The organism is uncultured Sphingopyxis sp. (assembly GCF_900078365.1).
Taxonomy (GTDB): domain Bacteria; phylum Pseudomonadota; class Alphaproteobacteria; order Sphingomonadales; family Sphingomonadaceae; genus Sphingopyxis.
Genome location: NZ_LT598653.1, coordinates 3412637 through 3437073 on the forward strand (window position 1 = coordinate 3412637; position 24437 = coordinate 3437073).

The window sequence follows — 24437 nt, forward strand, 5'->3', positions numbered from 1 at the left end:
GAGACCATAGAGCGTGGACGACAAGCGTAACCTGATCGCAGCGATTTTGCTGTCGGTGGCGATATTGATCGGCTGGAACTTCGTCGCCGAAAAATTCTTTCCGACGCCGGAAAAGCCCGACGTGACCACGACGGTCGCGGGCGCCGACGGCGCGGCGCCCGCCACGACGCCCGCGACGCAGGGCCAGCCGAGCGCGCTTCCGGCGCCGGGCGCGCCCGCCGCGCCCGCCGCGAAAGCGATCCGCCCGGTCGACGCGGTGCTCGCCGAAGGGCGGCGCATTCCGATCGAGACCCCGGCGATCAAGGGGTCGATCAACCTCGTCGGCGCGCGCATCGACGACATCACGCTCAGCAAATATCGCCAGACGATCAAGAAGGATTCGCCCGCGGTGCGCCTGTTCGCGCCGGGCGGGACCGCGGCCGCCTATTTCGCGAGCCTCGGCTGGTCGGCGCAGGGCATCGCGGTGCCGAACGCCAATACGGTGTGGACTGCGAGCGGCGCGAAGTTGACCCCGACGACGCCAGTGACGCTGAGCTGGGCGAACACGACCGGCCAGACCTTTCGCATCGCATACAACATCGACGCCGATTATCTGATCACCGCGACGCAGACGATCGCCAACACCGGCACCGCGCCGGTGAGCGCGAGCAGCTTTGCGCTGATCGACCGGCTCGGCAAGCCGACCGATCCGCACGAGCAGGACAGCTGGACGATCCACGTCGGCCCGACCGGCTATCTGGGCGGCAAGTCGGTGTTCGACACCGATTATGACGATGTCGAGGAAGCGCCGAACCGCACCGTGCGCTACAGCTCGGCGGGCTGGCTCGGCTTCACCGACAAATATTGGCTCGCCGCGATCGTCCCCGCGAAGGGCGAGCGCGTGACCGCCGCGATCAGTTCGCCCGCCGCGAACAATTACCAGACCCTGTTCGCGCGCGACTTCGCGCAGGTCGCGCCGGGCAAGCAGCTGACGACCACCAGCCGCATCTTCGCCGGCGCCAAGGAAGTCGGCATCCTGTCCAAATATCAGGACGACCAGGGCATCACGCGCCTGTCGAACGCGATCGACTGGGGCTGGTTCGAATTTTTCGAGGTGCCGATCTTCAAGCTGCTCGACTGGCTGTTCAAGCAGGTCGGCAATTTCGGCGTCGCGATCATGGTGCTGACGCTGATCATCCGCGCGCTGATGTTCCCGATCGCCAACCGGCAATTCTCGTCGATGGCGCAGATGCGCCTCGTCCAGCCGAAGATGAAGGCGCTGCAGGACCGCTACAAGGACGACAAGCCCAAGATGCAGCAGGAGCTGATGAAGCTCTATAAGGACGAGAAGATCAATCCGCTCGCCGGCTGCCTGCCGATCCTGATCCAGATCCCGATCTTCTATGCCCTCTACAAGGTGCTGATGCTGACGATCGAAATGCGGCACCAGCCGTTCATCCTGTGGATCAAGGATCTGTCGGCGCCCGACCCGCTGCATATTCTCAATCTGTTCGGCCTCCTGCCCTTCACCCCGCCCTCGATCCTGTCGATCGGCGTGCTCGCGGTGATCCTGGGCGTGACCATGTGGCTGCAGTTCCGTCTCAACCCGCAGGCGACCGACCCGGTGCAGCAGCAGGTGTTCAAGATCATGCCCTGGCTGTTCATGTTCATCATGGCGCCGTTCGCGGCGGGGCTGCTGCTTTACTGGATCACCAACAATATCCTGTCGATCGGACAGCAGCAGTGGATGTACCGCAAATTCCCGGCGCTGCGGGCGGCGCCGGTCACCAAATAACCATCGTCATTTGAGGTGTGCCCCCGCCCTTCGACTGCCTTGCAGGCGCTCAGGGTAAACTTCAGCCAAAGGCTGAAGGCGGGGGCCCATCTCCGGTGGCTTCGGATTTAGACAACAGGAGATGGGCCGCGTTCAGAGTCACGTGCCTCTGAACGCCCTTCGCAGGAGCACGGCCTTATGACCGAAGAAATTGATCCCACGCTGACCGAACGCGCGCGCAAGCTGTTCGCGGGTCCGATCGCCTTCCTGAAATCGGCGCCCGCGCTCCAGCATCTGCCGAACCCGAGCGTGCCCGAGATCGCGTTCGCGGGGCGGTCGAACGTCGGCAAATCGTCGCTGCTCAACGCGCTGACGAACCGGAACGGGCTCGCGCGGACGTCGGTGACGCCGGGGCGGACGCAGGAGCTCAACTATTTCGACGTCGGCGCGCCGCTGGTGTTCCGGCTCGTCGACATGCCGGGCTATGGCTTTGCCAAGGCGCCGAAGGATGTCGTCAAGAAATGGCGCTTTCTCGTCAACGACTATCTGCGCGGGCGGCAGGTACTGAAACGCACGCTGGTGCTGATCGACAGCCGCCACGGGATCAAGGACGTCGATCGCGAGATACTCGAGATGCTCGACGTCGCGGCGGTGAGTTACCGGCTGGTGCTGACCAAGGCCGACAAGGTGAAGGCGAGCGCGCTCGCCGAAGTGCAGGCGGCGACCGAGGCCGAGGCGCGGGGGCATCCCGCCGCGCACCCCGAGGTCATCGCGACGAGCAGCGAAAAGGGCATGGGAATCGCCGAACTGCGCACCGCGGTGCTGGAGGCGGTGGAGAGTTGAGCAAAATCCTCTCCCCTTGGGGGAGAGGATAGTGAAGGTTGCGAACCTGTTCGCTACCGGAAGTTGGTGAGGGTATGGGAGCGAAGGTTGACACCCCTCACCCAGCTTCGGCTAGGCAGCAAGCTGCCAAGCCTGCACAACCCTCTCCCCCAAGGGGAGAGGGGTTAAGGAGACCCCATGAAACTCTTCCTCGGCAACAAGGCCTATTCCAGCTGGAGCCTGCGCGGCTGGCTCGCGGTCAAGCATAGCGGGCTGCCGTTCGAGGAAGTCACCGTGCCGCTCTATGACGAGGACTGGTCGAACCGGCGCGAGGGCGACGAATTCGCGCCATCGGGCGGCAAGGTGCCGATATTGTGGGACGGCGACGACATCGTCGTGTGGGACAGTCTGGCGATCATCGACTATCTCAACGAAAAGACGGGCGGCACGAAGCATTTCTGGCCCGACGACATGGCGGCGCGCGCGATGGCGCGGTCGATGGCGGCCGAAATGCACTCGAGCTTTGCGGCGCTGCGCCGCGAGCACAGCATGAACATCCGGCGCATCTATCCGGCGGCCGAACTGCTGCCCGAAGTGCAGGCCGACGTCGTGCGCATCTTCCAGATCTGGGCCGAGGCGCGGGCGCGCTTCGGCGGCGAAGGCGATTATCTGTTCGGCGGCTGGTCGGCCGCCGACATCATGTTCGCGCCGGTGGTGACGCGCTTCGTCACCTACTCGATCCCGCTGCCGCGCTTCGCCGCCGCCTATGCCCAGGCGGTGATCAGCCATCCGTGCATGCAGGAATGGATCGGCGGCGCGCAGGCCGAGGATTGGGTGATCGAGCAGTTCGAGGGGCCGGTCGAGGGGTAGGGACTGCCTATCCGCCCGCCCAGTCGCCGTGCTGCGCCATCCACAGGCTGACCGCGGCGATCGCGGCGGTTTCAGCGCGCAGGATGCGCCGCTACCATGCGGATTGGCGGGCCGAGCGCGATGCGGCGCACCGCGGCGTGGGCGGTCAGCAGCTCGCGCTCGCGGCCGGTGAAGCCGCCCTCGGGGCCGGTGAGGATCGCGGCGGGGGCCGGCGCCGCGACATCGGCGAGCGGGACGCCCCCGGCTTCGTCGGCGAAGAGCAGAGCGCGGCTTCCGGGCCAGTCCTTCAGCAGCTGCGGCAGTTTGACCGGCGGCGCCAGCTCGGGGAGCGCGGTGCGTCCGCATTGCTCGCACGCCTCGATGATCTGCGCCGCGATCCGCTCGCTCTTGACGCGCTCGACGATCGTGCGTTCGGTGATCACCGGCTGGAGCCGCGCGACGCCGAGCTCGGTCGCCTTTTCGATGATCCAGTCGAGCCGCGCCTTCTTCACCGGGGCGAAGCAGAGCCAGAGGTCGGGGACGCGCTCGATCGGGCGCGTCTGCCGCTCGATCCTCAAGGTCAGCGAACGTTTCGCGGCGCCGGCGACGACCGCGAGCCATTCGCCGCTCCGGTTGTCGAACAGCAGGACCGGATCGCCCGCCTTCAGCCGCATGACGCCGAGCAGATAATGGACGGCAGCGCCGTCGATCAGGGGTGCGGCATCGGGGCCGAGCGGCTGGTCGATGAACAGGCGGGGGGTGCTGGCGGGCGGCCAGGCGGGAGTCGCGGGCATGGCGCGCGCGATAGCAGACGGCGGCCTGTCGTGCATCTTTTGCCGTGAGGCGGCGCGTGCTGTCCCGATCCGGGTCAAAAGCGCCGGGCAGCGCCCGTCCGATTAGCCTTTTGGTAAGCAGTTCCCCCCTAGGTGCGAGGATACCAGCGGCCCATCTGGTGGGGGCGCCGCGGGCCGAAGAGGGGTTTGACCATGCGAGGGACCTGGATAAGCCGGCTGCGCGCCGGTGCCAAAGCGCTTCTCCGCGACCAGCGCGGCAACGCCTTCATGCTGACCGCCGCGGCGATCGTGCCGGTGATCGGCATCGTCGGCTCGGCGGTCGACATCGGCCGCGCCTATATGACGCAGCTGCGCCTGCAGCAGGCCTGCGATTCGGGCGTGCTCGCGGGGCGGCGCGCGATGACGGGCGCGACCTATTCGGATGACGCCGAGGCCGAAGCGAACAAGATGTTCAACTTCAACTTCCCCGAGGCCAAATATGGCGCGTCGGGCATCCTCTTTTCGTCCGAGGCCGACGACGATGCGTCGGACGTCATCGGACAGGCGTCGGCGATCTTGCCCACCGAGCTGATGTTCATCTTCGGCAAGGACCAGTTCCGCCTGACCGCCAATTGCACGGCCAAGCTCGAAATTTCGAACGTCGATGTGATGATGGTGCTCGACGTCACCGGATCGATGGCGGAGAAAAATTCCGGCGATACGTTGACGCGGATGGAAGGGCTGCAGGCGGCGTCGAAGAGTTTTTTCGCCACCCTGACCAGCGCGCACATCGGCGACGGACAGCTGCGCTTTGGCGTCGTTCCCTATAGCAGCACGGTCAATGTCGGCGGGATTCTGCACGACGCCGATCCGTCGTGGCTTTCGGAGACGGTCACCCTGCCGTCGCGCAGCTATCGCCGGGTGAATATCTGCAACCAATATGGTTATAATTGCAGCCTGCAATGGCGCTACGTCTATGAGGATCGCGACTTGGCCGTCGGGTCGATCGCACCCGGCGACGATCTGACCTTCAACACCGGAACCAACGGCGCCAATGTCACCGCGGAATGGGGCGGCTGCATCGTCGAGCGCGCGACGAAAGCGTTCGGCCCGACCGAAACGGCGCCCAGCGACGCCTATGACATGGACATCGACATGGTGCCGACGACCGATGTCAAGACCCAGTGGCAGCCGATGCTCCAGCCTTTCGCGTTCGAACGCGGGCAGGTGGCGTCACGGACCACGACATCGTCGAACCTGGGGCAAACGCTTTACACCGCCTGCCCCCATCCGGCGAGGAAGCTCGAGATCATGACCAAGGACGATCAGGCGGAGTTCGACGAGTATATCGACGATCTGGAACCGGTCGGCGGCACCTATCACGATGTCGGCATGGCGTGGGGCGCGCGGCTGATCTCGCCGACCGGATTGTTCGCGAGCGAAAATGAAAAGGCGGAGTCCAACGAGCGCCCGATCAGCCGCCACATATTGTTCATGACCGACGGCGCAATGGACGCGCGGCCGACCATCTATTCGCACCAGGGCATGGAACGGTCGCAGCCGCGCGTCGGCGCCAGCGACGACGCATCGGCAAGGGCGCGCCATACCAACCGCTTCCTGCAATTGTGCCGGGCGGCGCGTCAGCGCGGGATCACCGTCTGGGTGATTTCCTTTGGCGACGATAGCAGCAGTTCGAGCAATCTCGCCAACCTCAACAACTGCGCTTCGTCGGGCGCGGCGTTCGAAGCCGACGATGCCGACGAACTCAACGAGCAGTTCCAGGCGATCGCGCGGCAGATTTCCAAGCTGAGGCTGTCGCAATGATCGGCACCCGCTCCCTGCTGCGCCGGCTGCGGCGAAGCGAGCGCGGTACCGCGTTCGTCGAATTCGCGCTGACCGCGCCGGTCTTCCTCCTGATCCTGCTCGGCATCTTCGATTATTGCTGGCAGATGTATGCCCAGCAGGTGCTGCAGGGCGTGGTCGCCAAGGCGGGCCGCGACGCGACGCTCGAAGAGTTCGCCGCCGATCAGGAGGCGCTCGACGATGTGGTCGAAGCGGAAGTGAAGAAGGTGTTCAAGAACGCCGAGGTGAGTTTCAACCGCCGTGCCTTCGACGATTACAGCGAAATCAAGCCGCTGCGCTGGGTCGATATGAACGACAACGGCGTTCAGGACCCCTCGCCCGACGATTGCTGGGAGGACGGCGGCAAGCAGGGCAATGGCGGCGCCGACGACGTCGTCCAATATACGGTGTCGATGCGGTTCAACCGCGTGCTGCCGGTGTGGAAGATGCTGGGGCAGCCGCAGTCCACGACGCTCACCTCGACGACGCTGCTGCGCAACCAGCCGTTCGCCGCCGGGGGCGAGATCGCACCGGAGCAATGCCCGTGATCGCCTTTTCTCCCCGGACGCGGGCCGCCGCGCGCCGTTTCGCACGGAACGTCCGCGGCGCCGTGATGCTCGAAATGGCTTTTGCCATCCCCTTCCTCGTGCTCGTCGGTTTCGGCGGGCTCGAGATCGCCAATCTGACGCTCGCGCATACGCGCGTCAGCCAGCTCGGGCTCAACACCGCCGACAATGCCGCGCGCATCGCGGCGGGCAGCAATCTGGCGCAGCCCGAGGTGCGCGAGGTCGACATCAACGAGGTTTTCGCCGGCGCTGAGCGGCAGGCGGCGAGCCTGAATTTCGAGAATAACGGCCGCATCATCCTGTCGAGCCTCCAGCGCAACAGCGATGGCGGCCAGACGATCAAATGGCAGCGTTGTTTCGGCAATCTGGAGGTCGCATCGGCCTATGGCGTCGAGGGCACGGGCGCGACGGGGACCGATTTCCCCGGCATGGGCCCCGAGGGCCGCGAGGTGACCGCGGTGGCGGGCACCGCGATCATGTTCGTCGAGGTCACCTATGAATATCAACCGCTGCTGTTCGGCGCCTGGCTGGGGCCGCAGACCATCCGTTCGACCGCGGCCTATAATATCCGTGAGGCCCGCGACCTGTCGGGCGTGAAGTCGCCGGGCACGAAAGCCGATTGCGACGACTGATCGCGCCGCGGCGCGATTGCGATCGGGCATTTATTCACGGCGCCCCGCCTGCTATCGCCCGCGCACCGATGACGGCGACCCATCCCCCCGACAGCCAGCTTCGCGGCTTCGTCGCGCTGCTCCCCGCCGCGGCGCGGCCCTATGCGCTGCTCGCGCGCTTCGACCGGCCGATCGGCTGGTGGCTGCTTTACTGGCCCTGCGCCTGGGCCATCGCGCTCGGCGGCGGCGCGGTGAGCCATTGGCCGCTGTTCCTGTGGCTGCTGCTCGGTGCGATCGTCATGCGCGGGGCGGGCTGCGTCTATAACGACATCGTCGACCGCGATCTCGACGCGAAGGTCGCGCGCACCGCGTCGCGCCCGGTGGCGAGCGGGGCGGTGCCGGTGCGGAACGCCCTGCTGTGGACGATCGCCCTATCGCTCGTCGGGCTGCTCGTGCTGCTGCAACTGCCGCGTCCGGCGCAGATTGTCGCGCTGGCGAGCCTGATCCTCGTCGCCGCCTATCCGTTCATGAAGCGCATCACCTGGTGGCCGCAGGCGTGGCTGGGACTGGTGTTCAGCTGGGGCGCACTCGTCGCATGGATCGCGGTGGGCGGGCAGCAGGGGCTGGCGCTGCCTCTGCTCTATGCCGGCTGTATCGCGTGGGTGATCGGATACGACACCATCTATGCGCTGCAGGACATCGAGGATGATATGGTTGTAGGCGTGAAGTCGAGCGCGCGCGCGATGGGCGATCATGTGAAGGGCGGCGTCGCGATCTGCTACGCCGCCGCGCTCGGTTGCTGGGGCGGCGCGCTGTGGGCGGTGCGCCCCGATCCGCTGGCGCTCGCCGCGCTGCTGCCCGCGGCACTGCACCTGACCGGGCAAGTGGTGACGCTCGATCCCGTGAACGGCGAGGATGCGCTGGCGAAATTCCGGAGCAACCGCTTTGCGGGCCTGCTGGTGTTCGCGGCGATGTTGGTGGTGGGGATGGCGCCCTAAAGACCCAAGGCCTTCCGCAGCTCCGCATTGATGCGGCTCTGCCAACGCGGCCCCATGGCGCGGAATTTTTCGAGCACAATGCTGTCGAGCCGCAGCGTCACCTGCTGCTTGGGATCGGCCGATTTTGGACGGCCGGGCTTGGTGAGCGTGCCCTGTGCCGGGCGCACGAGCTTGCCGCCGCGATAGACGGCAGCGCGGCGGAACTGGTCGTCCGTCCATTCGGGCAGATCGTCATCGTCCCACCCAGTGGTCAAATTTTCTTTGCTCTCGGACATTGCATTTTCTCATGGAAAAGACGCGTATGCCTTCCTCTGTGGGTGTGAAGGCAAACATCACCAAACGACCCTTCAGAAACCCGTAAGTCAGCAATCGAGGTTCGGGATAGGGCCTGCGGTCATCCTCCTGAACTACATGAACATCCTCAAAAACCTGGACGGCGTCCGCGAAATCCAATCCTCGATTTTCCAAGGTCCATTGGCGCTTCGATTCATCGTAGCTGATCTGCATATCGGACTTCCCAAAGACAGGCCGCGCTGGTTGCGCGCCAGAAAGTGATCAAACATGACTACCTCCTCTGTCTAGCTGGTCAGTCAGCGATCAATTTAATGTAGTTACAAAAATAGTCAATCTTATTCCGCCGCGAGCAGTTCCTCGGCACCGCCGAGGTCGACCGAGACGAGGCGCGAGACGCCGCGTTCGACCATCGTCACTCCGAACAGGCGGTGCATGCGCGCCATCGTGACCGCATTATGGGTGACGATCAGGTAGCGGGTGGCGGTTTCGCGCGCCATGCGGTCGAGGAGGTCGCAGAAACGCTCGATATTGGCGTCGTCCAAAGGCGCGTCGACTTCGTCGAGGACGCAGATCGGCGCGGGGTTGGTGAGGAAGAGGCCGAAGATCAGCGCGACGGCGGTCAGCGCCTGCTCGCCGCCCGACAGCAAAGTCAGCGTGCCGAGCCGCTTGCCCGGCGGCTGCGCCATGATTTCGAGCCCCGCTTCCAAGGGATCGTCCGAATCGACGAGTTCGAGATGCGCCTGGCCGCCGTTGAAGAGCGTCGTGAAGAGGCGCTGGAAATGGGCGTTCACCGCCTCGAACGCCGCGAGCAGCCGCGCGCGGCCCTCGCGGTTGAGGCTGCCGATCGAACCGCGCAGGCGGTTCACCGCCTGCGTCAGCTCCTCGATCTCGCCGGCGTTCCGTGTCCGTTCGCTGTCGAGTTCGACGAGCTCGTCGGCGGCGACGAGATTGACCGGACCGAGCCGCTCGCGGTCGGCGATCAATCGGTCGTGCTGCGCCGATTCGGCATTGGCGTCGCCGACGCTGGCGCTTTCGAAGCCGGCCTTTTGCGGAAGCAGCGGCGGCGGGCATTCGAAACGCTCGCCCGAGAGGCGGCCCATTTCGATGCGGCGGAGCTCGGCGTTTTCGGAGCGCGCCACGGCGCCCGCGCGCGTTTCGCGCGCGGCGGCGACGCGTTCGCGGATCGCATTGAGGGCGGCTTCGGCCTCACGCAACGCGGCCTCGGCGGCGCGTTCCTGCGCTTCGGCGGCGGCGACCTTGTCGCGCAGCGCCGTTTGCCGGGCTTCGGCCTCGGCGCGCTGTTCGGCGAGCTTCGCGGGAGCGTCGGCGAGCTTCGCGGCTTCGGCGGCGAGCGCCTCGGCGCGCTTGTCCATTTCGGTCACGCGGCGCGCCGCTTCGCCCGCGCGCGCCTTCCAGCTCTTGATCTCGGCACTCACGACCGCCTGCCGCTCGCTGAGCGAAGCGAGCGTGCGTTCGTGCGCGGCGAGAGCGTCGCGTGCGGCATTGGCGTCGGCGCGCGCGCGCTCGGCGCTCTGCTCCTCGGCGTCGAGCGCGGCGCGCGCCAGCCGCTCGTCGGGGAGCGCGGCGAGCGCGGCTTGCTGCGCGGCGAGCGTCTCGGCGGCTTCCGTCGCGGCCTCGGCGAGCTCGGCGAGGCGGCGGTCGAACAGCGCGGCGGCATCGCGGTGCCGGTCGAGCGCGGCCTGCGCCTGATCGGCGGCGCGCAGCGCGGTGCGGCGCGTCTCGTCAGCCTGCGCGAGGCTCTTGCGCGCAGTGGCGGCGGCTTCGGTCAGTTCGGCGGCTTTCGCAGCGGCCGCGTCGCGGCGGTCGCGCAATTCCTGCACGCCGAGTTCGACCTGCGGGCGCTGCGCGGCGAGCGCGTCGAGGCGGTTCTGGCGTTGCAGCCGCTCGGTCGCGGTCGCGCCGTCGCCGCGCGTGACGAAGCCGTCCCAGCGGCGCATCACGCCATCGAGGGTAACGAGGCGCTGACCGACGGCAAGCGGCTGACCCGTGTCGGTGTCGGCGACCGCGACCTGCGCGAGGCGGCGCGCGAGCGCGGCGGGGGCCTGCACATGACCGGCGAGGGGCTTGGTTCCGGCGGGTAGCGCGGGGTCGTCCTCGGCGGGTTCGGCGGCGCCCCAGCTGCGCGCCGCGTCGCGGTCGGTCCCCGCGTCGAGATCGTCGCCGAGCGCGGCGGCGAGCGCGGCTTCATAGCCGGGCGCGACGCGGAGCTGGTCGAGGATGCGATTCGTGTCGCTGCGCGCGGCGGCGAGCGCGCGTTCGAGCGTCGCGGCTTCGCCTTCGAGCGCGGCGAGCGCGGCGCGCGCTTCGGCGAGCCCCGCCTCGACGCCCGTAAGGTCGGCGGCAGTCGCTTCGCGGTCGGCCTCGGCCTCTTGCAGCGCGGTTTCGGCGGCGGCGATCGCGGCTTCGGCGGCCTCGGCGGCTTTCGTGCTTTCGGCGAGCGTCGCGGCGAGCGCGGCGCTGTCGCCGAGCGCGGCGACCTCGGCATCGACGCGCGCCTTGTCCCCAGCGACGCGGCGCACCGCGGCTTCGGCGCTGTCCACCGCCGATACCGCGATACGCCGGTCGGCCGCCTCGCTCGCGGCCTTGGCGCGCGCCTGTGCGAGCGCGACCTCGGCATCGCGCAGCCGCGCTTGCGCGGCGAGGCTGGCGTCGGCGAGCGCGGCCTTGCCTGTATCATGCCCGGCGATCTCCTGCGCGAGCGATTTCGTCTCGGCGTCGAGTGCGGTCAGCGCGGCATGGGCTTCGCGCGCGAGTTCGCCTTCGTGCGCGCGGTCGTCGGCGATGCGCCGCTGCTGCGCCGCCAGATCCTCGATCCGCTGGAGCGCGGCGCGCTCCTCGCCCTGAAGGCGTACCTGGGTCGCGGTCGCCTCGGCGAGCGCGTCGCGCTGCGTCTGCGCATCAGCCCGGGCGGCCGCGACGCGGGTCGCGACCTCGGTCTGCGCTTTCGAGACGGTTTCGAGCTCGTCCTGCGCCGCCTTGACCGCCGCCTCGGCGGCATCGGCGTCGCGGCGCGCCTGATCGGCGGCTTCGGCGGCATCGCGCCAGCGCGCGTAGATCAGCCGCCCCTCGGCAATGCGGATGTCGTCCGAGAGCTTCTTGTACTTCTCCGCCGCGCGCGCCTGCCGCCGCAGCGCGTTCGCGCGCACCTCCATGTCGGCGACGATTTCGGAGAGACGCGTCAGATTGGTCTCGGTCGCGCGCAGCTTCTGCTCGGCATCCTTGCGGCGGACGTGGAGCCCCGCGATGCCTGCCGCTTCCTCAAGCATCGCGCGGCGGTCGGTCGGCTTGGCGGCGATGACGTTCGCGATCTTGCCCTGGCTGACGAGCGCGGGGCTGTGCGCGCCGGTCGCGGCGTCGGCGAAGATCAGCGCGACATCCTTGGCGCGCACGTCGCGGCCGTTGGCGCGATAGGCGCTGCCCGCGCCGCGCTCGATGCGGCGGATGACCTCGAGATCGTCGCCGTCGCTCGAGTCCGACAGGCCCGCGACGAGCGCGCCTTCGGTATCGCAGTGGAGCGCGACCTCGGCAAAGTCGCGCGCCGGGCGCGACGAGGTGCCGGCGAAGATGACATCCTCCATCCCGCCGCCGCGCATCGATTTGGGCGACGATTCGCCCATCACCCAGCGGATCGCTTCCAAGAGGTTCGACTTGCCGCAGCCGTTGGGGCCGACGACGCCGGTCAGCCCGGGCTCGATGCGGAGCTCGGTGGGTTCGACGAAGCTTTTGAAACCGGTGAGGCGCAGCCGCTTTATCTGCACGGGGCGTTCCCGGGCAGATCATCGAATCGCGGATGGTGCAACCTTGGTGTCACATATCCCCCATGCAGCCGTCATGCCGCGCGGCGGGGGGAGTCGCAAGGGGGTAGGAAGACCGTCGCCCCCGCGAAGGCGGGGCCGCTGGAGAGGTGGCGCAAGGCCGACCGCGGCCCCCGCCTTCGCGGGGGCGACGATTTCTATCTTAGCGCGCGCCCATCGTGCGCAGGCGGTCGCGCAAGGGCCCCCAGGCGGCGATGCCTTCGGCGACCTGGCCGTTGATGACGAAGGTCGGGGTGCCGGTGATCTGGTACTTTTCGACCCCCGCGTTGGTGCCCTTTTCGATCGCCTCGACATTTTCGACCTTGCCGAGGCACTGCTGGATCGTCGCGGCGGGGACGCCGCGCTGCTGGTAGAATTGGTCGATGCCCCAGCCCTTGGCGAGCGCGGTGAAACGCTGTGCGGGCGGCAGCTTCATCGCCGCCTCGATCCCCGGCTGCGGCTTCGACGCGCCGGCGATGAAGGCCTCATGCTCGATGAAGGTCGCATCGGCGAGCGGGAAGAAGCGGTCGGGGCCGGTGCATTTGACGATCGCGGCGGCGATCGCGTCGACCGGGTGGAGCATGAAGGGGGTCAGCTTGTACGACACGCGGCCGGTGTCGACGAAGTCGCGCTTCAGCTCCTCGTGCGAGTCCTGCGTGAATTTCGCGCAGTGGCCGCAGGTGAAGGCGCCGAATTCTTCCAGCTTGATCGGGGCGTCGGGGTTGCCCATCACGACGCCGTCGCCATCGACGCGCACGACCTGCGACCAGCTCTTACCCGCGGGCGGCGCGACCTTCGCGACGACCTCCTGCTCCTTGGCGGGATCGGTCTTGCTTTCGCCGCAGCCGGCAAGGGCGAGCGCGCCCATCGAGGTCAGGAGGACGGTACGCAGCAGGGTCATGATCTTTCTTTCTCCACAAAGGGGCGAATGCGGGGCTTTTAAGAGGCCTTGAGCGCGAGGTCGAGTTTCGATTTGAGCGCGGGCCATGCCGTCACTTCGGCGCCCCGGCCATTGACGAAAAAGCTGGGCGTGCCGGTGACGCGGTCGGCACCCAGGCCGATGTTGGTCATGCCGGTGAGCTCGGCCTGCGCTACCTCGCTGTCGAGCGCGGCGTCGAGCTGCGCCTGCGCATAGCCGCGCGCACGCATCAGCGCGAAGAGGCCGGTGTCGGCGGCGATCTTGCGCGCCCGCTCGGCGGTGCTGCCTTCGAACCAGCTCTTTTTCTGCGCCTCGGTCGCTTTCTGGACCTTGGCGATCATCGCCGGGAAGGCGGCGAAGATCGCCTGATGATTGCCGACGAAGGCGCGCGCGCCGCCGGTGCGCGCGAGCAGCGCCGCGGTCATGTCGACCGGATCGCGGACGAGATTGCGATATTCGAACAGTATCAGTCCGCGGTCGACATAGCCGGTCTTGAGCGGCACGGCGCTCGCCTTCGCGAAATCGGCGCAGATGTGGCAGGTGTAGCTGAAATATTCGACGAGCCGGACCTTGGCGGCGGGATTGCCGACGACGAAGGCACCGATCGGGCTGGTCGTGACACTCTGCGACCATGTAGCGGATTTGGCGGGCGTCGCCGCGATCAGGCCGAGCGCCGCGCCCGAGAGCGCGAGCACCGCCGTGCGGCGGTCGAGATGCGGGTCGTCAAAAACGGACATGATCGAGGCCCTAACTGATTTTCGGAAGCCTGGGCGCCGCCGCGAGGCCGGCGGCCATGCGTTCAAGCACGGTCCTGAGTTCCGGATCGCCGATGTCGCGGAGGCTGTCCCCCAGTTCGGCGGGTACGGGTTTGAGCATGGCCGGCGGCTGAACGGGCGCGGCGGGGGTGACCTGGCCGTGGGTCATCCGCACGGCGGCGATCGCGGCATAGCCGAAGAAACGGTTCACCGCGGCGATGATGTCGGGCGCGACATGCTGGAGCATCGGCGCGTGCGCGCCGCTGATCGTCAGGTGGAGCGTGCCGCCGGCCTTCTGCCCCGCCGGAAAGCGGATCATCGCGGGCTGGGTGACGTCGGCGAGGCGGTCGCCGACGATCTCGCGCCAGCGGCTGACCACCGACGACTGGACGAAGCCGAATTTGCGAAAGGCGGTGCGGCCGATTTCGGGGACGAGGTCGGAAATCGCGCGCGCCTCTCCGCCGCGCGGGCGTTCGTAGGGACGTGCGGAGGCCTTGGCGGTTTTCGCGCCGCCTTTCGCCCCACCCTTCGCCCTCGCCTTTTTGGGGGGCGGGCCGTCTCCCGTGGCTTTCGTCATGGGGAGCGCCATGCCATAGGCGGGGGGTGAGCGTCCAGACTATCGACATGATTGGGGATACCATATCCCCCCTCCCGCAGGCGGGAGGGGTAGTGAGACTTGCGAACTTGTTCGCTAGTCGCAGCGGGGTGGGCATGCGGGGTAGCGCAAGACCGATGCTGCCCACCCCGCTGCGACTAGGCAGCAAGCTGCCAAGTCTCGCTGCCCCTCCCGCTTGCGGGAGGGGAAAGCGGTGTTTTCAGATGCGTCTGTCATCATGAGCTTTTCCACGCGCCTGCTCGCTTGGTACGACCGCTCGGCGCGCATCCTGCCGTGGCGGATCGCGCCGGGGAGCGGGGAGACCCCCGATCCCTATCGCGTGTGGCTGGCCGAGGTGATGCTGCAGCAGACGACGGTGGCGGCGGTCGCGGGCTATTTCGCGCGCTTCACGGCGCGCTGGCCGACGGTCGCCGACCTCGCCGCGGCAGATGACGCCGACGTCATGGCGGCGTGGGCGGGGCTTGGCTATTATGCCCGCGCGCGCAACCTGCTCGCCTGCGCGCGCGCCGTTGTGGCGGAGCATGGCGGGCGCTTTCCCGATAGTGAGGCGGGGCTGCGCGCGCTGCCCGGGGTCGGCGACTATACCGCCGCCGCCGTCGCGGCGATCGCCTTCGGGCGCGCGGCGGTGGTGGTCGATGCCAATATCCAGCGCGTGATCGCGCGCCACCGGCTGATCGAAACCCCGCTACCGATGGCGAAGCGCGAAATTCGCGCCGCGCTCGCGCCGCTGGTCCCCGGCGACCGGCCGGGCGATTTCGCGCAGGCGATGATGGATCTCGGCGCGACCGTCTGCACGCCGCGCTCGCCCGCCTGCGCGATCTGCCCTGTCACGGCCGACTGCCGCGCGCGCGGGCGGCCCGACATCGAGCGCCTGCCGGTCAAGCCGCCGAAAAAGGCGAAGCCGCACCGGCACGGGCTGGCCTATTGGATCGAACGCGACGGGGCGATCTGGCTCACGCGCCGACCCGACAAGGGGATGCTCGGCGGGATGCGCGCGCTGCCCGGCGGCGACTGGTCGGACGATCCGCCCGCCGAGTCGGGAGTCGTGCGCGTCGATCATGGCTTCACCCATTTCGACCTGACGCTGACCTTGGTGCATCGCGAAGTGCCGCCTGAATCCCCCGGCGCCGCAGCGGAAGGCCTGTGGTGGCCGATCGCGGAGCTTGACGCCGCGGGGCTGCCGACGCTCTATCGCAAGCTGACCGACAAGATGCTGGAGAGAGACGCATGAACATGATGGTTTCGCGCCGCGCGCTGATGGGCGGGATGGCGCTGGCGGGCGCGGGCGCGCTGCTGCCGCGCGCCGCGCTCGCGTGGCGCGCCGACGGCGCGGCGCTCTATCCCGCGACCAGCGCCTTCATCAAGGGCTTTGTCGACCGCCGCGAACTCGCGGGTACGCTCGCCGCGATCGGCAAGGGGCAGGAGGCGCCGGTGTTCATCGGCGCGGGGGTGCAATCGAACGGTTCGCCGACGCCGGTCGGTCCCGACACGCTGTGGCGCCTCTATTCGATGACCAAGCCGGTCACCGGGATCGCGGCGATGCTGCTGATCGAGGACGGCAAGATGACGCTCGACCAGCCGATCGCCGATTTCCTGCCCGCCTTCGCCAATATGAAGGTGCAGAACACCCCCGACGGGTCGCTCACCGACGTGCGTCCGGCGAAAGGGCCGATCACGGTGCGGCAATTGCTAACCCACACCGCAGGGCTCGGCTACAACATCATCCAGAAGGGGCCGATCAAGACGGCCTATGACCGCGCGGGTATCGTCGGCGGCCAGGCGAGCCGCCTGCCGATTCCCGGCTTTGCCGAAGTGACGCCGGCGCCGAGCCTCGCCGCGATGGCCGACCGGCTCGCCGAATTGCCGCTCGTCTATGAACCGGGGACCAAATGGAGCTATTCGATCGGCCTCGACCTGATGGGGCGGCTGATCGAAGTCGTGTCGGGGCAGGCGTTCGACGCCTTCCTCAAGGCGCGATTGTTCGATCCGCTCGGCATGGCGAGCACCGGGTTCATGGTGAAGGCCGAGGACGTCGGGCGCTTCACGAGCAATTACGCGCCGTTCGGCGGGGCGCTCATCCCCTTCGATCCCGCGGCGAGCTCGATCTATCTCGATCCCCCGCCCTATCCGTTCGGCGGCGGCGGGCTCGTGTCGAGCGCGCGCGACTACGACCGCTTCCTCGCGATGCTGCTCGGTGAAGGCGAAACGGGCGGGGTCCGCGTGATGAAGCCCGAAACCGCGCGGCTCGCGATGTCGAACCTGATCGACGACAGCATCGACCGCAAGGGGACTTTCATCGACGGCGAGGGTTTCGGCGCGGGCGGGCGCGTGTCGCTGCCGACCTCGCCCGGCGGCGAAGGCATTTTCGGCTGGGCGGGCGCCGCGGGGACGATCGGTTTCGTCCACCGGAAGCTCGGCTATCGCGCCGCGGGCTATACGCAGATCATGCCGCCCGAAGCGGTGCCGTTCCAGAGCAAGTTCGGCGAAACTTTCTTCAAGGATGTGACCGCCTGATGCCGCTTCCACTCGGTTTCACCGGCGCGCGGCTCGACCGCGCCGACCAGATGCGCACGAACGAGGCCGCGTTCGCGGCGGCGGCCGCCGATCCGCGCGCGACGTGCCTGGCGCTCGACGGGATCGATTTCGTGCCGGGCGAGCGCGGCGGACTGTTGTGGGAGCCGCTAGACCCCGCCGACGAGCGCGCGTTGATGCTGCTCGGCATCGACGATGCGGGCGCGCCGCGCTTCGTGCGCGAAGCGGCGGCGGGCGGGCGCGTAGACGCGCGCACCCGCACTGTCATGCGGCTGCTCCCCCTGCTCTCGGCCGAGGAAGCGGCGCTTTATGGCGGCGCGCGCAGCCTCGTCGACTGGCACGCGCGGCACCGTTTCTGCGCAGTGTGCGGATCGCCGACCGACCTGTTCCGCGGCGGCTGGGGACGGCGCTGCGGCAGCTGCAATGCCGAACATTTCCCGCGCGTCGACCCGGTCGTGATCATGCTCGCCGAATTTGAGGACCGCGTCCTCGTCGGGCGGCAGAGCGGCTTCCGGCCGGGCGGCTTCTCGGCGCTCGCGGGCTTTGTCGAGCCAGGCGAATCGCTGGAGGAAGCGGTCGCGCGCGAATTGTTCGAAGAAGCGGGCATCCATGTTTCGGACGTCACCTATGTGGCGAGCCAGCCCTGGCCCTTCCCCTCGTCGCTGATGATCGGCTGCCGCGCGGTGGCGAAGGATCCGGCGCTGACGCTCGACACGACCGAGATCGAGGCGGCGATGTGGGTCGATCGCGCCGAGGTCCGCGCCGCGCTCGCGGGCGACATGGGCGCGCCGTTCCTGGCGCCGCCGTCGCTGGCGATCGCGCGCTATCTGCTGGAGGATTGGGCGGGGTTTTAGGATGGCGGTTTTGGGGTGGGGAGCGGACGTTGCCTATAACCGTCGCCCCCGCGAAGGCGGGGGCCGCCAGCGGCCTTAATCAGCGGTGCCCGCGTAAACCGACAGCGGCCCCCGCCTTCGCGGGGGCGACGGCTAGTTTCGGCCGGTCCCAGACATTCGTCATCCCGGACTTGATCCGGGATCCATTCTTTCAACGCTGCGTGAATGGACCCCGGATCAAGTCCGGGGTGACGATGTAAGATAGGCCGGCTTCCGGTCGAAAGCGGCCCTTGCAGTCTTCATGCCCGGAGAATGTCGAGGCTCAGGCTTTGCGGCCCGTAATGCGGCCGATTTCCTTCGCCACCATCGCCTCGACGAGCGGGGGCAGGTTGGTGTCGAGCCAGTCCTTGAGCATCGGGCGCAGCGCGTCGAGGACGACGTCTTCCATCGTGCGGCCGGCGGCGGCGGGCGATGCGGCAACAGGCGCCACGGCAGCGGCGGGCGCGACGGCGGCGGTGAGCGCCTCGAGCGACTGGCGCGCGGCGTCGGCGCTCGCTTCGGAGACCAGTTCGCCGGCCGCGGGCGCATCTTCGGCGGCGGCGCGGTCTTCCTGCTCCTGAAGGTCGAGAATATCGTCGGCTTCGGCGACGCGCGCGTCGCGCGCCGCGCCCGGCGCCTCGTCGCGAGCGATCACGCGCCGAATCGACGACAAGATATCTTCCATCGACGGTTCTCGCGACATATCGCCCATCACCAAGCCCCCTCAGCCCACGAAAACAGGGCGGTTAACCATCTTCTTACCGGTTCGCGGCGGCGTTTGCCAAGTCTTATTGTGGGGGGAGCGCGGGGGGGCCTTCGGGGACGTTGGCGTTTGCGGCAGGGACGGCGCGGGTATCGTTTGCGACCTGCTGCGGCGCCGGATCGTCGGCCCAGTCCCACAGCTCGCCCTTCACGCGCCTGTAATTGACCTCGGGGTCATAGAGCGCGCCGCCCTCGAGCCCCAGGTCGCGCGCCTCGGCCTTGCCCATCGCGGCGAGCACCGAGAAGGCGGCGACATAGCTGTTGCGCTGCGCCGAGACGAGCTGGACCTGCGTGTTCAGATATTCCTGCTCGGCGTTCAATATGTCGAGGATCGAGCGCGTGCCGACGCTGTTCTCGGCGCGCACCCCTTCGAGCGACAGCGCATTCGCCCCGACCGCCTGCCGCGTCGCGGCGATGATGCGCTCGTTCGCCTGCCACGCCGCATAGGCGCCGCGCGTCTGCGCGATCACCCCGCGTTCGACCTCGACATATTGCTCGATCGCCTGGCTGCTGCGCGATTGCGCCTGGCGCACCTGCGCCGAGCGGCGGCCGCCGGTGAAGATCGGCAGCGTCACCTGCACCCCCGCCGCCGCGCTCGACGTCTCCTGCGTCACGCTGACCCCGGGCACGCCGCTGTTCAGCGATCCCAGATAATTATTATAGCCGCCGTTGACGATCGCCGACACCTTGGGCGCGCGGCTCGACTTAGCGGTGCCGATGTCGGCCTTCGAAGCGTTGACCAGCTCGTTCGCCGCCTCGATGTCGGGATTGCTGGTGAGCGCGACCGCCACCGCATCCTCGGCGGTCGCGGGCAGGTTCGGCAGCGGCGGCGGCGCTTCGAGATCGGCCGGCGCCTCGCCGACGAGGCGGATATAGCCCTCGCGGCTCGCGATCAGATTGGCTTCGGCGGTGCGCAGGTCGCCCTCCGCCAGCGCGAGCCGCGCTTCGGACTGGGCGACGTCGGTGCGCGTCAAATCGCCGATCTCGAACCGGTCGCTCGTCGCCTGGAGATTGGTGCGCAGCACCGCGACATTCTTCTGATTGAGCTGGACGATCGCCTGGTCGCGGATGACGTCCATATAGGCGCCGACGACCTGCGAGAAGACGCTCGCTTCGGTCGCGCGCAGGTCGGCCTGCCCCGCCTCGACGCGATGTTTCGCGGCGCGCACCGCGTTGCGCACCGCGCCGCCCTGATAGAGCGGCACCGTCAGCTGCGCGCCCGCCGACAGCGAACGCGCGGGCGCGTTGAAGCTGTTGCCCGGAACGATCAGATTCTCGTCATAGCTCGCCTGCGTGCCGATGTCGGGAAGGCCGTAGCTCTTCTCGATCGGAACATTCTCGTCATTCGCGCGCTGCCCCGCCCGCGCCGCCGTCAGCGTCGGGTTGTTCTCATACGCCTTCGCCAATGCTCCCTGCAACGTCTCCGCCTCCGCCCCCGCAGGCAGCAGCAGTGCGCTCGCGGCGAGGCCGGAAAGCCAGCGGGCACGACGAAGGGACTGTTTCTTGTCGGTATCGGTCATCGTGGTGTCAGCCTGCAGCAAGGAGGGGTGGGCGGGGTCGTCAGAATTGAAAGCCCGCGGGCGCGGCGAAGCCGGGCAGCGACGCGACGTCCATGTCGGCGAAGCTGCGCAGCGCGACGGTGCCGCCGACCTTGACGCCTTCGACCAGCCGCGTGACCGTGCCTTCACGGCGCGCGGCGACGAGCCGACCGCCCTCCGCGAGCTGCGCGACGAGCGCGGCGGGCAGCGTTTCGATCGCGCCTTCGACGATGATGCGGTCGAACGGAGCGGCGTCGGGCGCGCCCGCGGCGAGCGGACCCTGGACCCAATGGATATTGGCGTCGGCGGTCGCGGCCTGCGCCGCCGCCATCAGCTCCGCATCTTCCTCGACCGCATGGACCTCGGCGCCGAGCCGGGCGAGCAGCGCCGCGGTATAGCCGGTCGCGCTGCCGACGAGCAGGACGCGCAGGCCGGGGCGCACCGCCGCCGCGACCAGCATGCGGCCGGCGACGAGCGGGGGATTGAGCGCGCGGCCATGCGTCAGCGCGATCGCGCGGTCCATATAGGCGACGCCGACGAGCGCCGCGGGCACGTGCGCCTCGCGCGGTACGACGGCCATCGCGCCGATCACCGCGGGATCGATGACTTCGTTCGTCCTGAGCTGGCTGTCGATCATGGCGGAGCGCATCTCCGCCCCCGTGATTTCGCTAAACTTCGTCGCCATCAGCCTCGTTCCGATTCCCTGGGGGTTAAGCCTTTGCGGGACAGCTCTAACCGAAGCGATGCTGTATTGCAATAGTAATACAGCGATGCCGCCCGCTGCGGCGCGCATAGCCCGCCCGCGCCGGACCGCCAACCCCGCATCGTCCCCGCGTCAAGGAATTCGAAGCCCGGATTGCGAAACAATCGGATTGCAGTCGCGAAACGAAACCGCTAGGGGCGCTGTCTCCACGCATTTCAAGCGCCTGAGGCCCGATGGCGGAGTGGTGACGCAGCGGACTGCAAATCCGTATACGCCGGTTCGATTCCGGCTCGGGCCTCCAAATTTTCCCCAAGATAACAACGACACCCCGCGATGGAGGGCGCGCACCTTCGTCCCTATTCGGAATGGTCGGCGCAACGACAAAGGGCCGCCCCTCTCGGAGCAGCCCTTCCATTGTCGTGCCTGTCGCGGACAGCTTATCCGAGCTTGACCCCCGCGAGGACGGTCATGCTCAAATCTGCCGCATGCGGCGTGTGACAATGAGACATTCGACCACCTCCTTTCGCTTGTTGACGATGGTTTCAATCTAGGATTTGCGGCGGCCGATTCAAGAGCGCAGGAAACGGGCCTTGCCGTTTGCCGATCGCGGCGGGAAAGAAGGTTTCGGACTCGCTCGATCGATATAGGGAGAATCTTATGGCTCACGGAACCGCCCGCATCGGCAAGGATCATTACCGCACCGAAATCTCGGTCAGCGGCCACGGCCTGATCGGCGACGAAGGGCCTGGGCTCGGCGGAAAGAATGAGGGACCCGCGCCCTATGACTTCCTGCTCGCGGGACTCGGCGCCTGCACCGCGATCACGCTGCGCATGTATGCCGACCGCAAGGGCTGGCCGCTCGAGTGGGTCGAGGTGGGGCTGAAGCTCGTCAACAGGGAGGGCCTCCGCATCGACCGGGTGTTGACGATCGCCGGGCTCGACGCGGAGCAGAAGGCCCGGCTCGCCGACATCGCCGAGCGGACGCCGGTCACGCTGACGCTGAAAGGCGGGCTGCCGATCGACACGCGGCTCGCCTGACCGGCGCGCCGCTGGACAAGTTGCGAAACACGACTTATATACCAGCCGTTATGGAAATCGAAGACGCCCCTGCTCCCACCGCTCCGCACAAGGGCCGCCCGCGCGAATTTTGCGTCGATGCGGCGCTCGCGGCGGCGCTGCGCGTCTTTTGGTCGAAGGGGTATGAAGGCGCCTCGATGGCCGATTTGACCGAGGCGATGGGGATCACCAAGCCCAGCCTCTATGCCGCCTTCGGCAACAAGGAGGCGCTCTTCAACAAGGCGCTCGACCTTTATGAGCGCGAAAAGGCCGATTATATGCGCGCCGCGCTCGACGCGCCGACCGCGCGCGGGGTCGCCGAGCGGCTGATGTATGGCGCGCTCGACATGTACACTTGCCCCGAGAATCCGAACGGCTGCCTTGGCGTGATCACGTCGGTCGCGTGCGGCGCCGAGGCCGAGTGCATCCGCGAGGCGGTGCTCGAACGCGGGGCGGCGGCGAAGCGCGCGATGCTCGAACGCTTCGCGCGCGCCAAGGAAGAAGGTGACTTTCCGCCCGACACCGACGCCGAGGGGCTCGCCGCTTTCCTGACCGCGGTCAATCAGGGCATGTCGGTGCAGGCGGGCGCGGGCGCGACGCGCGCCGAACTCGAACGGCTGGTCGAAACCAGCCTTAAGCTGTGGCCGGGGCGCTAGTAGGAAAAATTTTACTGCCCGGTACAGAATGCGCTTGACGCAGCGCAACATGACTTATATACCACTCAGTATACAAAGAGGCTCTCCCCCGAGACCGGCCGCCGCGCAGCAAAGATCGTGCGGCGGCCGGAACCGTCATCACCAGATATTTCCCCGGGAGCGAGTCTCTTGCCGATCGGGCGTCGGCTGGCGTTCGCCCGCAAGATAGAGACAGGGACCCCGCGCGCGCATGGGATGCGCGTCGCGGGACGGGGCGGCCGTCCTCTTCGAAGAGGCGCTCCGGCACCAAGGACCATGTGTGACACCAGCCGGAAGCATGCGCTTCCGGCACCGGCCGCCTGCGCCCCCTCTCCCCTCCCCCGGGGCGCAGGCAGCCGAAACCAACAAAAAGAAGAGGGCTATCCATGACCGTCCACACACCGATCGAAAAGCTCGACCCCGCCGACGCGAAGGTCCGCCGCGAACTCAAGACCTTGCTCCATCCCGCGCGCGGCCGCCGCGCCGCGTGGATCGGCGCCTTCCTCATATTGATCGCCGGCGCCTGGTGGCTGCTGCGCGACGGCGCGCCGCAGGCGGCCGCGGCGCCCGCGCCGGTGCTGACCGTCGCGGCGCCGATCGCGCGCGACGTGACCTTGTGGGACGAATATATCGGCCGTTTCGAGGCGTCGAAGGCGGTCGAGGTGCGCCCGCGCGTCTCGGGCGCGATCACCGCGATCCACTTCACCGACGGGCAGATCGTCCGCAAGGGTCAGCCGCTCTTCACGATCGATCCGCGCCCCTATCGCGCCGCGCTCGCCGAAGCGCGCGCGGCGGCGGCAAGCGCGCGCAGCGATCTTGCGCTGGCGAGGCTCGAACTCGACCGCGCGAGCCGCCTTGTCGACATCGAGGCGGTGTCGCAAAGCGAGATCGACCGGCTGCGCGCCCGCGTCAATGCGGCCAACGCGGCGCTCGCGGGGGCCGAGGCGCGCATCGCGGCGCGCGCGCTTGACGTGGAATTCACCACCGTCCGCGCGCCGCTCTCCGGCCGCATCTCGGACCGCCAGATCGACGCGGGCAACCTTGTGTCGGCGGGCGATGCCGGCGGCACCTTGCTCACGACGATCAATGCGCTCGACCCGATCTACTTCACCTTCCAGGGTTCGGAGGCGCTGTTCCTCAAGACCAAGCGCGAAGGCGGCCAGAAGGGCGCCGACGTCGAAGTCCGGCTGCAGGATGAAAATGATTATCGCTGGAAGGGCCGGATCGACTTCACCGACAATGGGCTCGATCCGCGTTCGGGCACGATCCGCGCGCGCGGCCGCTTCGACAATCCCGAGATGTTCCTGACCCCCGGCATGTTTGGCAACATGCGGCTGTCGACGGGCCGGACGGCGCATGCGCTGCTCGTCCCCGCCGCCGCGGTGCAGACCGACCAGGCGCGCAAGATCGTCTATGTCGTCGGCAAGGACGGCACGGTCGCGGCGAAGCCGGTCGAGATCGGTCCCGACGTCGATGGCCTTCGCGTCATCCGGTCGGGCCTGACGCCGGCCGATCGGGTCGTCATCAACGGTTATCAGTTCGCGCGTCCCGGCACCAAGGCGGTGACCAAGGCGGGCAAGATCGTCGCCGACGCGCCCGACAAGGCGCCGGCAGGTCCGAACGAGCCGGTGTCGGCGCAGGCGACCTTCGCGAAGTGATCATTCTTCTCCCCTCCCGCTTGCGGGAG

General features: G+C 68.0%; 22 protein-coding genes, 1 tRNA gene and 1 pseudogene. 14 read left to right on the forward strand and 10 right to left on the reverse strand.

The genetic code is table 11. From position 1 onward, the window contains the following. The first annotated feature begins 13 nt into the window (after positions 1 to 13). The 3 genes from yidC to QZL87_RS15895 all read left to right on the forward strand — a co-directional run bounded on the left by yidC (position 14) and on the right by QZL87_RS15895 (position 3445). Positions 14 to 1774 carry a membrane protein insertase YidC gene (yidC, locus tag QZL87_RS15885; RefSeq protein WP_295321275.1) on the forward strand — a complete coding sequence of 587 codons (1761 nt, stop codon included), beginning with the start codon at positions 14 to 16 and terminating at the stop codon, positions 1772 to 1774. A 177-nt stretch (positions 1775 to 1951) separates the two neighbouring features. Continuing rightward, positions 1952 to 2596, forward strand: coding sequence for a ribosome biogenesis GTP-binding protein YihA/YsxC (gene yihA, locus QZL87_RS15890; RefSeq protein WP_295321278.1), 645 nt, complete (start codon positions 1952 to 1954; stop codon positions 2594 to 2596). 177 nt (positions 2597 to 2773) lie between these two features. Next, the gene (locus QZL87_RS15895; protein ID WP_295321281.1) at positions 2774 to 3445 is read left to right on the forward strand and encodes a glutathione S-transferase family protein; all 672 of its coding nucleotides are present in this window, start codon (positions 2774 to 2776) and stop codon (positions 3443 to 3445) included. Between the two features lie 7 nt (positions 3446 to 3452). On the opposite strand, the pseudogene QZL87_RS15900 reads toward QZL87_RS15895, so the two are convergent. Next, positions 3453 to 4218: pseudogene (locus QZL87_RS15900) on the reverse strand (16S rRNA (uracil(1498)-N(3))-methyltransferase). Positions 4219 to 4410: 192 nt separating this feature from the next. Between QZL87_RS15900 and QZL87_RS15905 the strand changes: the two are divergent. The 4 genes from QZL87_RS15905 (at position 4411) to ubiA (ending at position 8214) form a co-directional block, all read left to right on the forward strand. After that, complete coding sequence (locus QZL87_RS15905; protein WP_295321283.1) at positions 4411 to 6021, forward strand: pilus assembly protein; 1611 nt, start codon at positions 4411 to 4413, stop codon at positions 6019 to 6021. After that, entirely contained in the window at positions 6018 to 6587 is a 570-nt protein-coding gene (locus QZL87_RS15910; protein WP_295321285.1) for a TadE/TadG family type IV pilus assembly protein, read from the forward strand. Before QZL87_RS15905 ends, QZL87_RS15910 begins: the two co-directional genes overlap by 4 nt. Then, the gene (locus QZL87_RS15915) at positions 6584 to 7237 is read left to right on the forward strand and encodes a hypothetical protein (RefSeq protein WP_295321288.1); all 654 of its coding nucleotides are present in this window, start codon (positions 6584 to 6586) and stop codon (positions 7235 to 7237) included. The genes QZL87_RS15910 and QZL87_RS15915 overlap by 4 nt, the downstream gene beginning before the upstream one ends. Before the next feature lie 68 nt (positions 7238 to 7305). Beyond that, positions 7306 to 8214 carry a 4-hydroxybenzoate octaprenyltransferase gene (gene ubiA, locus QZL87_RS15920; protein ID WP_295321290.1) on the forward strand — a complete coding sequence of 303 codons (909 nt, stop codon included), beginning with the start codon at positions 7306 to 7308 and terminating at the stop codon, positions 8212 to 8214. Here the strand turns inward: ubiA and QZL87_RS15925 are convergent. From QZL87_RS15925 to QZL87_RS15950, 6 genes are all read right to left on the reverse strand, one after another. Then, positions 8211 to 8468 (reverse strand): BrnA antitoxin family protein, encoded by a 258-nt coding sequence (locus QZL87_RS15925; protein WP_295321292.1) that lies wholly within the window; start codon positions 8466 to 8468, stop codon positions 8211 to 8213. The genes ubiA and QZL87_RS15925 overlap by 4 nt on opposite strands. Next, positions 8446 to 8721, reverse strand: a complete 276-nt coding sequence (locus tag QZL87_RS15930; protein WP_295321294.1) for a BrnT family toxin — start codon at positions 8719 to 8721, stop codon at positions 8446 to 8448. Before QZL87_RS15930 ends, QZL87_RS15925 begins: the two co-directional genes overlap by 23 nt. 122 nt (positions 8722 to 8843) lie before the next feature. After that, positions 8844 to 12287 carry a chromosome segregation protein SMC gene (gene smc, locus QZL87_RS15935; RefSeq protein WP_295321296.1) on the reverse strand — a complete coding sequence of 1148 codons (3444 nt, stop codon included), beginning with the start codon at positions 12285 to 12287 and terminating at the stop codon, positions 8844 to 8846. 199 nt (positions 12288 to 12486) lie between these two features. Beyond that, entirely contained in the window at positions 12487 to 13224 is a 738-nt protein-coding gene (locus tag QZL87_RS15940) for a thioredoxin domain-containing protein (protein WP_295321298.1), read from the reverse strand. A gap of 38 nt (positions 13225 to 13262) precedes the next feature. Further along, positions 13263 to 13979 (reverse strand): thioredoxin domain-containing protein, encoded by a 717-nt coding sequence (locus QZL87_RS15945; protein WP_295321300.1) that lies wholly within the window; start codon positions 13977 to 13979, stop codon positions 13263 to 13265. A 10-nt stretch (positions 13980 to 13989) separates the two neighbouring features. Next, positions 13990 to 14574, reverse strand: coding sequence for a DciA family protein (locus tag QZL87_RS15950; RefSeq protein ID WP_295321303.1), 585 nt, complete (start codon positions 14572 to 14574; stop codon positions 13990 to 13992). A 256-nt stretch (positions 14575 to 14830) separates the two neighbouring features. Here QZL87_RS15950 and QZL87_RS15955 point away from each other — a divergent pair, with 256 nt between their 5' ends. Genes QZL87_RS15955 through nudC form a run of 3 tightly spaced genes read left to right on the forward strand, consistent with a single transcriptional unit; the run spans position 14831 to position 17999 of the window. Beyond that, on the forward strand, positions 14831 to 15844 hold the full coding sequence (locus QZL87_RS15955; protein WP_295321307.1) for an A/G-specific adenine glycosylase: 1014 nt from the start codon (positions 14831 to 14833) through the stop codon (positions 15842 to 15844). Continuing rightward, a complete protein-coding gene (locus QZL87_RS15960) occupies positions 15841 to 17127 on the forward strand; it encodes a serine hydrolase domain-containing protein (protein WP_295321310.1) in 1287 nt (428 codons plus the stop codon). The genes QZL87_RS15955 and QZL87_RS15960 overlap by 4 nt, the downstream gene beginning before the upstream one ends. After that, positions 17127 to 17999 (forward strand): NAD(+) diphosphatase, encoded by an 873-nt coding sequence (nudC, locus tag QZL87_RS15965; RefSeq protein ID WP_295321312.1) that lies wholly within the window; start codon positions 17127 to 17129, stop codon positions 17997 to 17999. Before QZL87_RS15960 ends, nudC begins: the two co-directional genes overlap by 1 nt. A gap of 301 nt (positions 18000 to 18300) precedes the next feature. Here the strand turns inward: nudC and QZL87_RS15970 are convergent, their stop codons facing one another. From QZL87_RS15970 to QZL87_RS15980, 3 genes are all read right to left on the reverse strand, one after another. Then, a complete protein-coding gene (locus QZL87_RS15970; RefSeq protein ID WP_295321315.1) occupies positions 18301 to 18672 on the reverse strand; it encodes a DUF2497 domain-containing protein in 372 nt (123 codons plus the stop codon). Positions 18673 to 18805: 133 nt separating this feature from the next. Continuing rightward, positions 18806 to 20299: a TolC family outer membrane protein gene (locus QZL87_RS15975; protein WP_295321317.1), complete on the reverse strand. Its 1494-nt coding sequence runs from the start codon at positions 20297 to 20299 to the stop codon at positions 18806 to 18808. A gap of 40 nt (positions 20300 to 20339) precedes the next feature. Further along, positions 20340 to 21002 (reverse strand): protein-L-isoaspartate O-methyltransferase, encoded by a 663-nt coding sequence (locus tag QZL87_RS15980; protein ID WP_295321320.1) that lies wholly within the window; start codon positions 21000 to 21002, stop codon positions 20340 to 20342. Positions 21003 to 21247: 245 nt separating this feature from the next. Here QZL87_RS15980 and QZL87_RS15985 point away from each other — a divergent pair. The 4 genes from QZL87_RS15985 to QZL87_RS16000 all read left to right on the forward strand — a co-directional run bounded on the left by QZL87_RS15985 (position 21248) and on the right by QZL87_RS16000 (position 24408). Further along, positions 21248 to 21321 (forward strand) — tRNA-Cys (locus tag QZL87_RS15985). A 356-nt stretch (positions 21322 to 21677) separates the two neighbouring features. Beyond that, positions 21678 to 22058 (forward strand): OsmC family protein, encoded by a 381-nt coding sequence (locus QZL87_RS15990; RefSeq protein WP_295321322.1) that lies wholly within the window; start codon positions 21678 to 21680, stop codon positions 22056 to 22058. 50 nt (positions 22059 to 22108) lie between these two features. Continuing rightward, positions 22109 to 22732: a TetR/AcrR family transcriptional regulator gene (locus QZL87_RS15995; RefSeq protein ID WP_295321323.1), complete on the forward strand. Its 624-nt coding sequence runs from the start codon at positions 22109 to 22111 to the stop codon at positions 22730 to 22732. Between the two features lie 404 nt (positions 22733 to 23136). Next, positions 23137 to 24408, forward strand: a complete 1272-nt coding sequence (locus tag QZL87_RS16000) for an efflux RND transporter periplasmic adaptor subunit (RefSeq protein ID WP_295321324.1) — start codon at positions 23137 to 23139, stop codon at positions 24406 to 24408. The last annotated feature ends 29 nt before the right edge of the window (positions 24409 to 24437 follow it).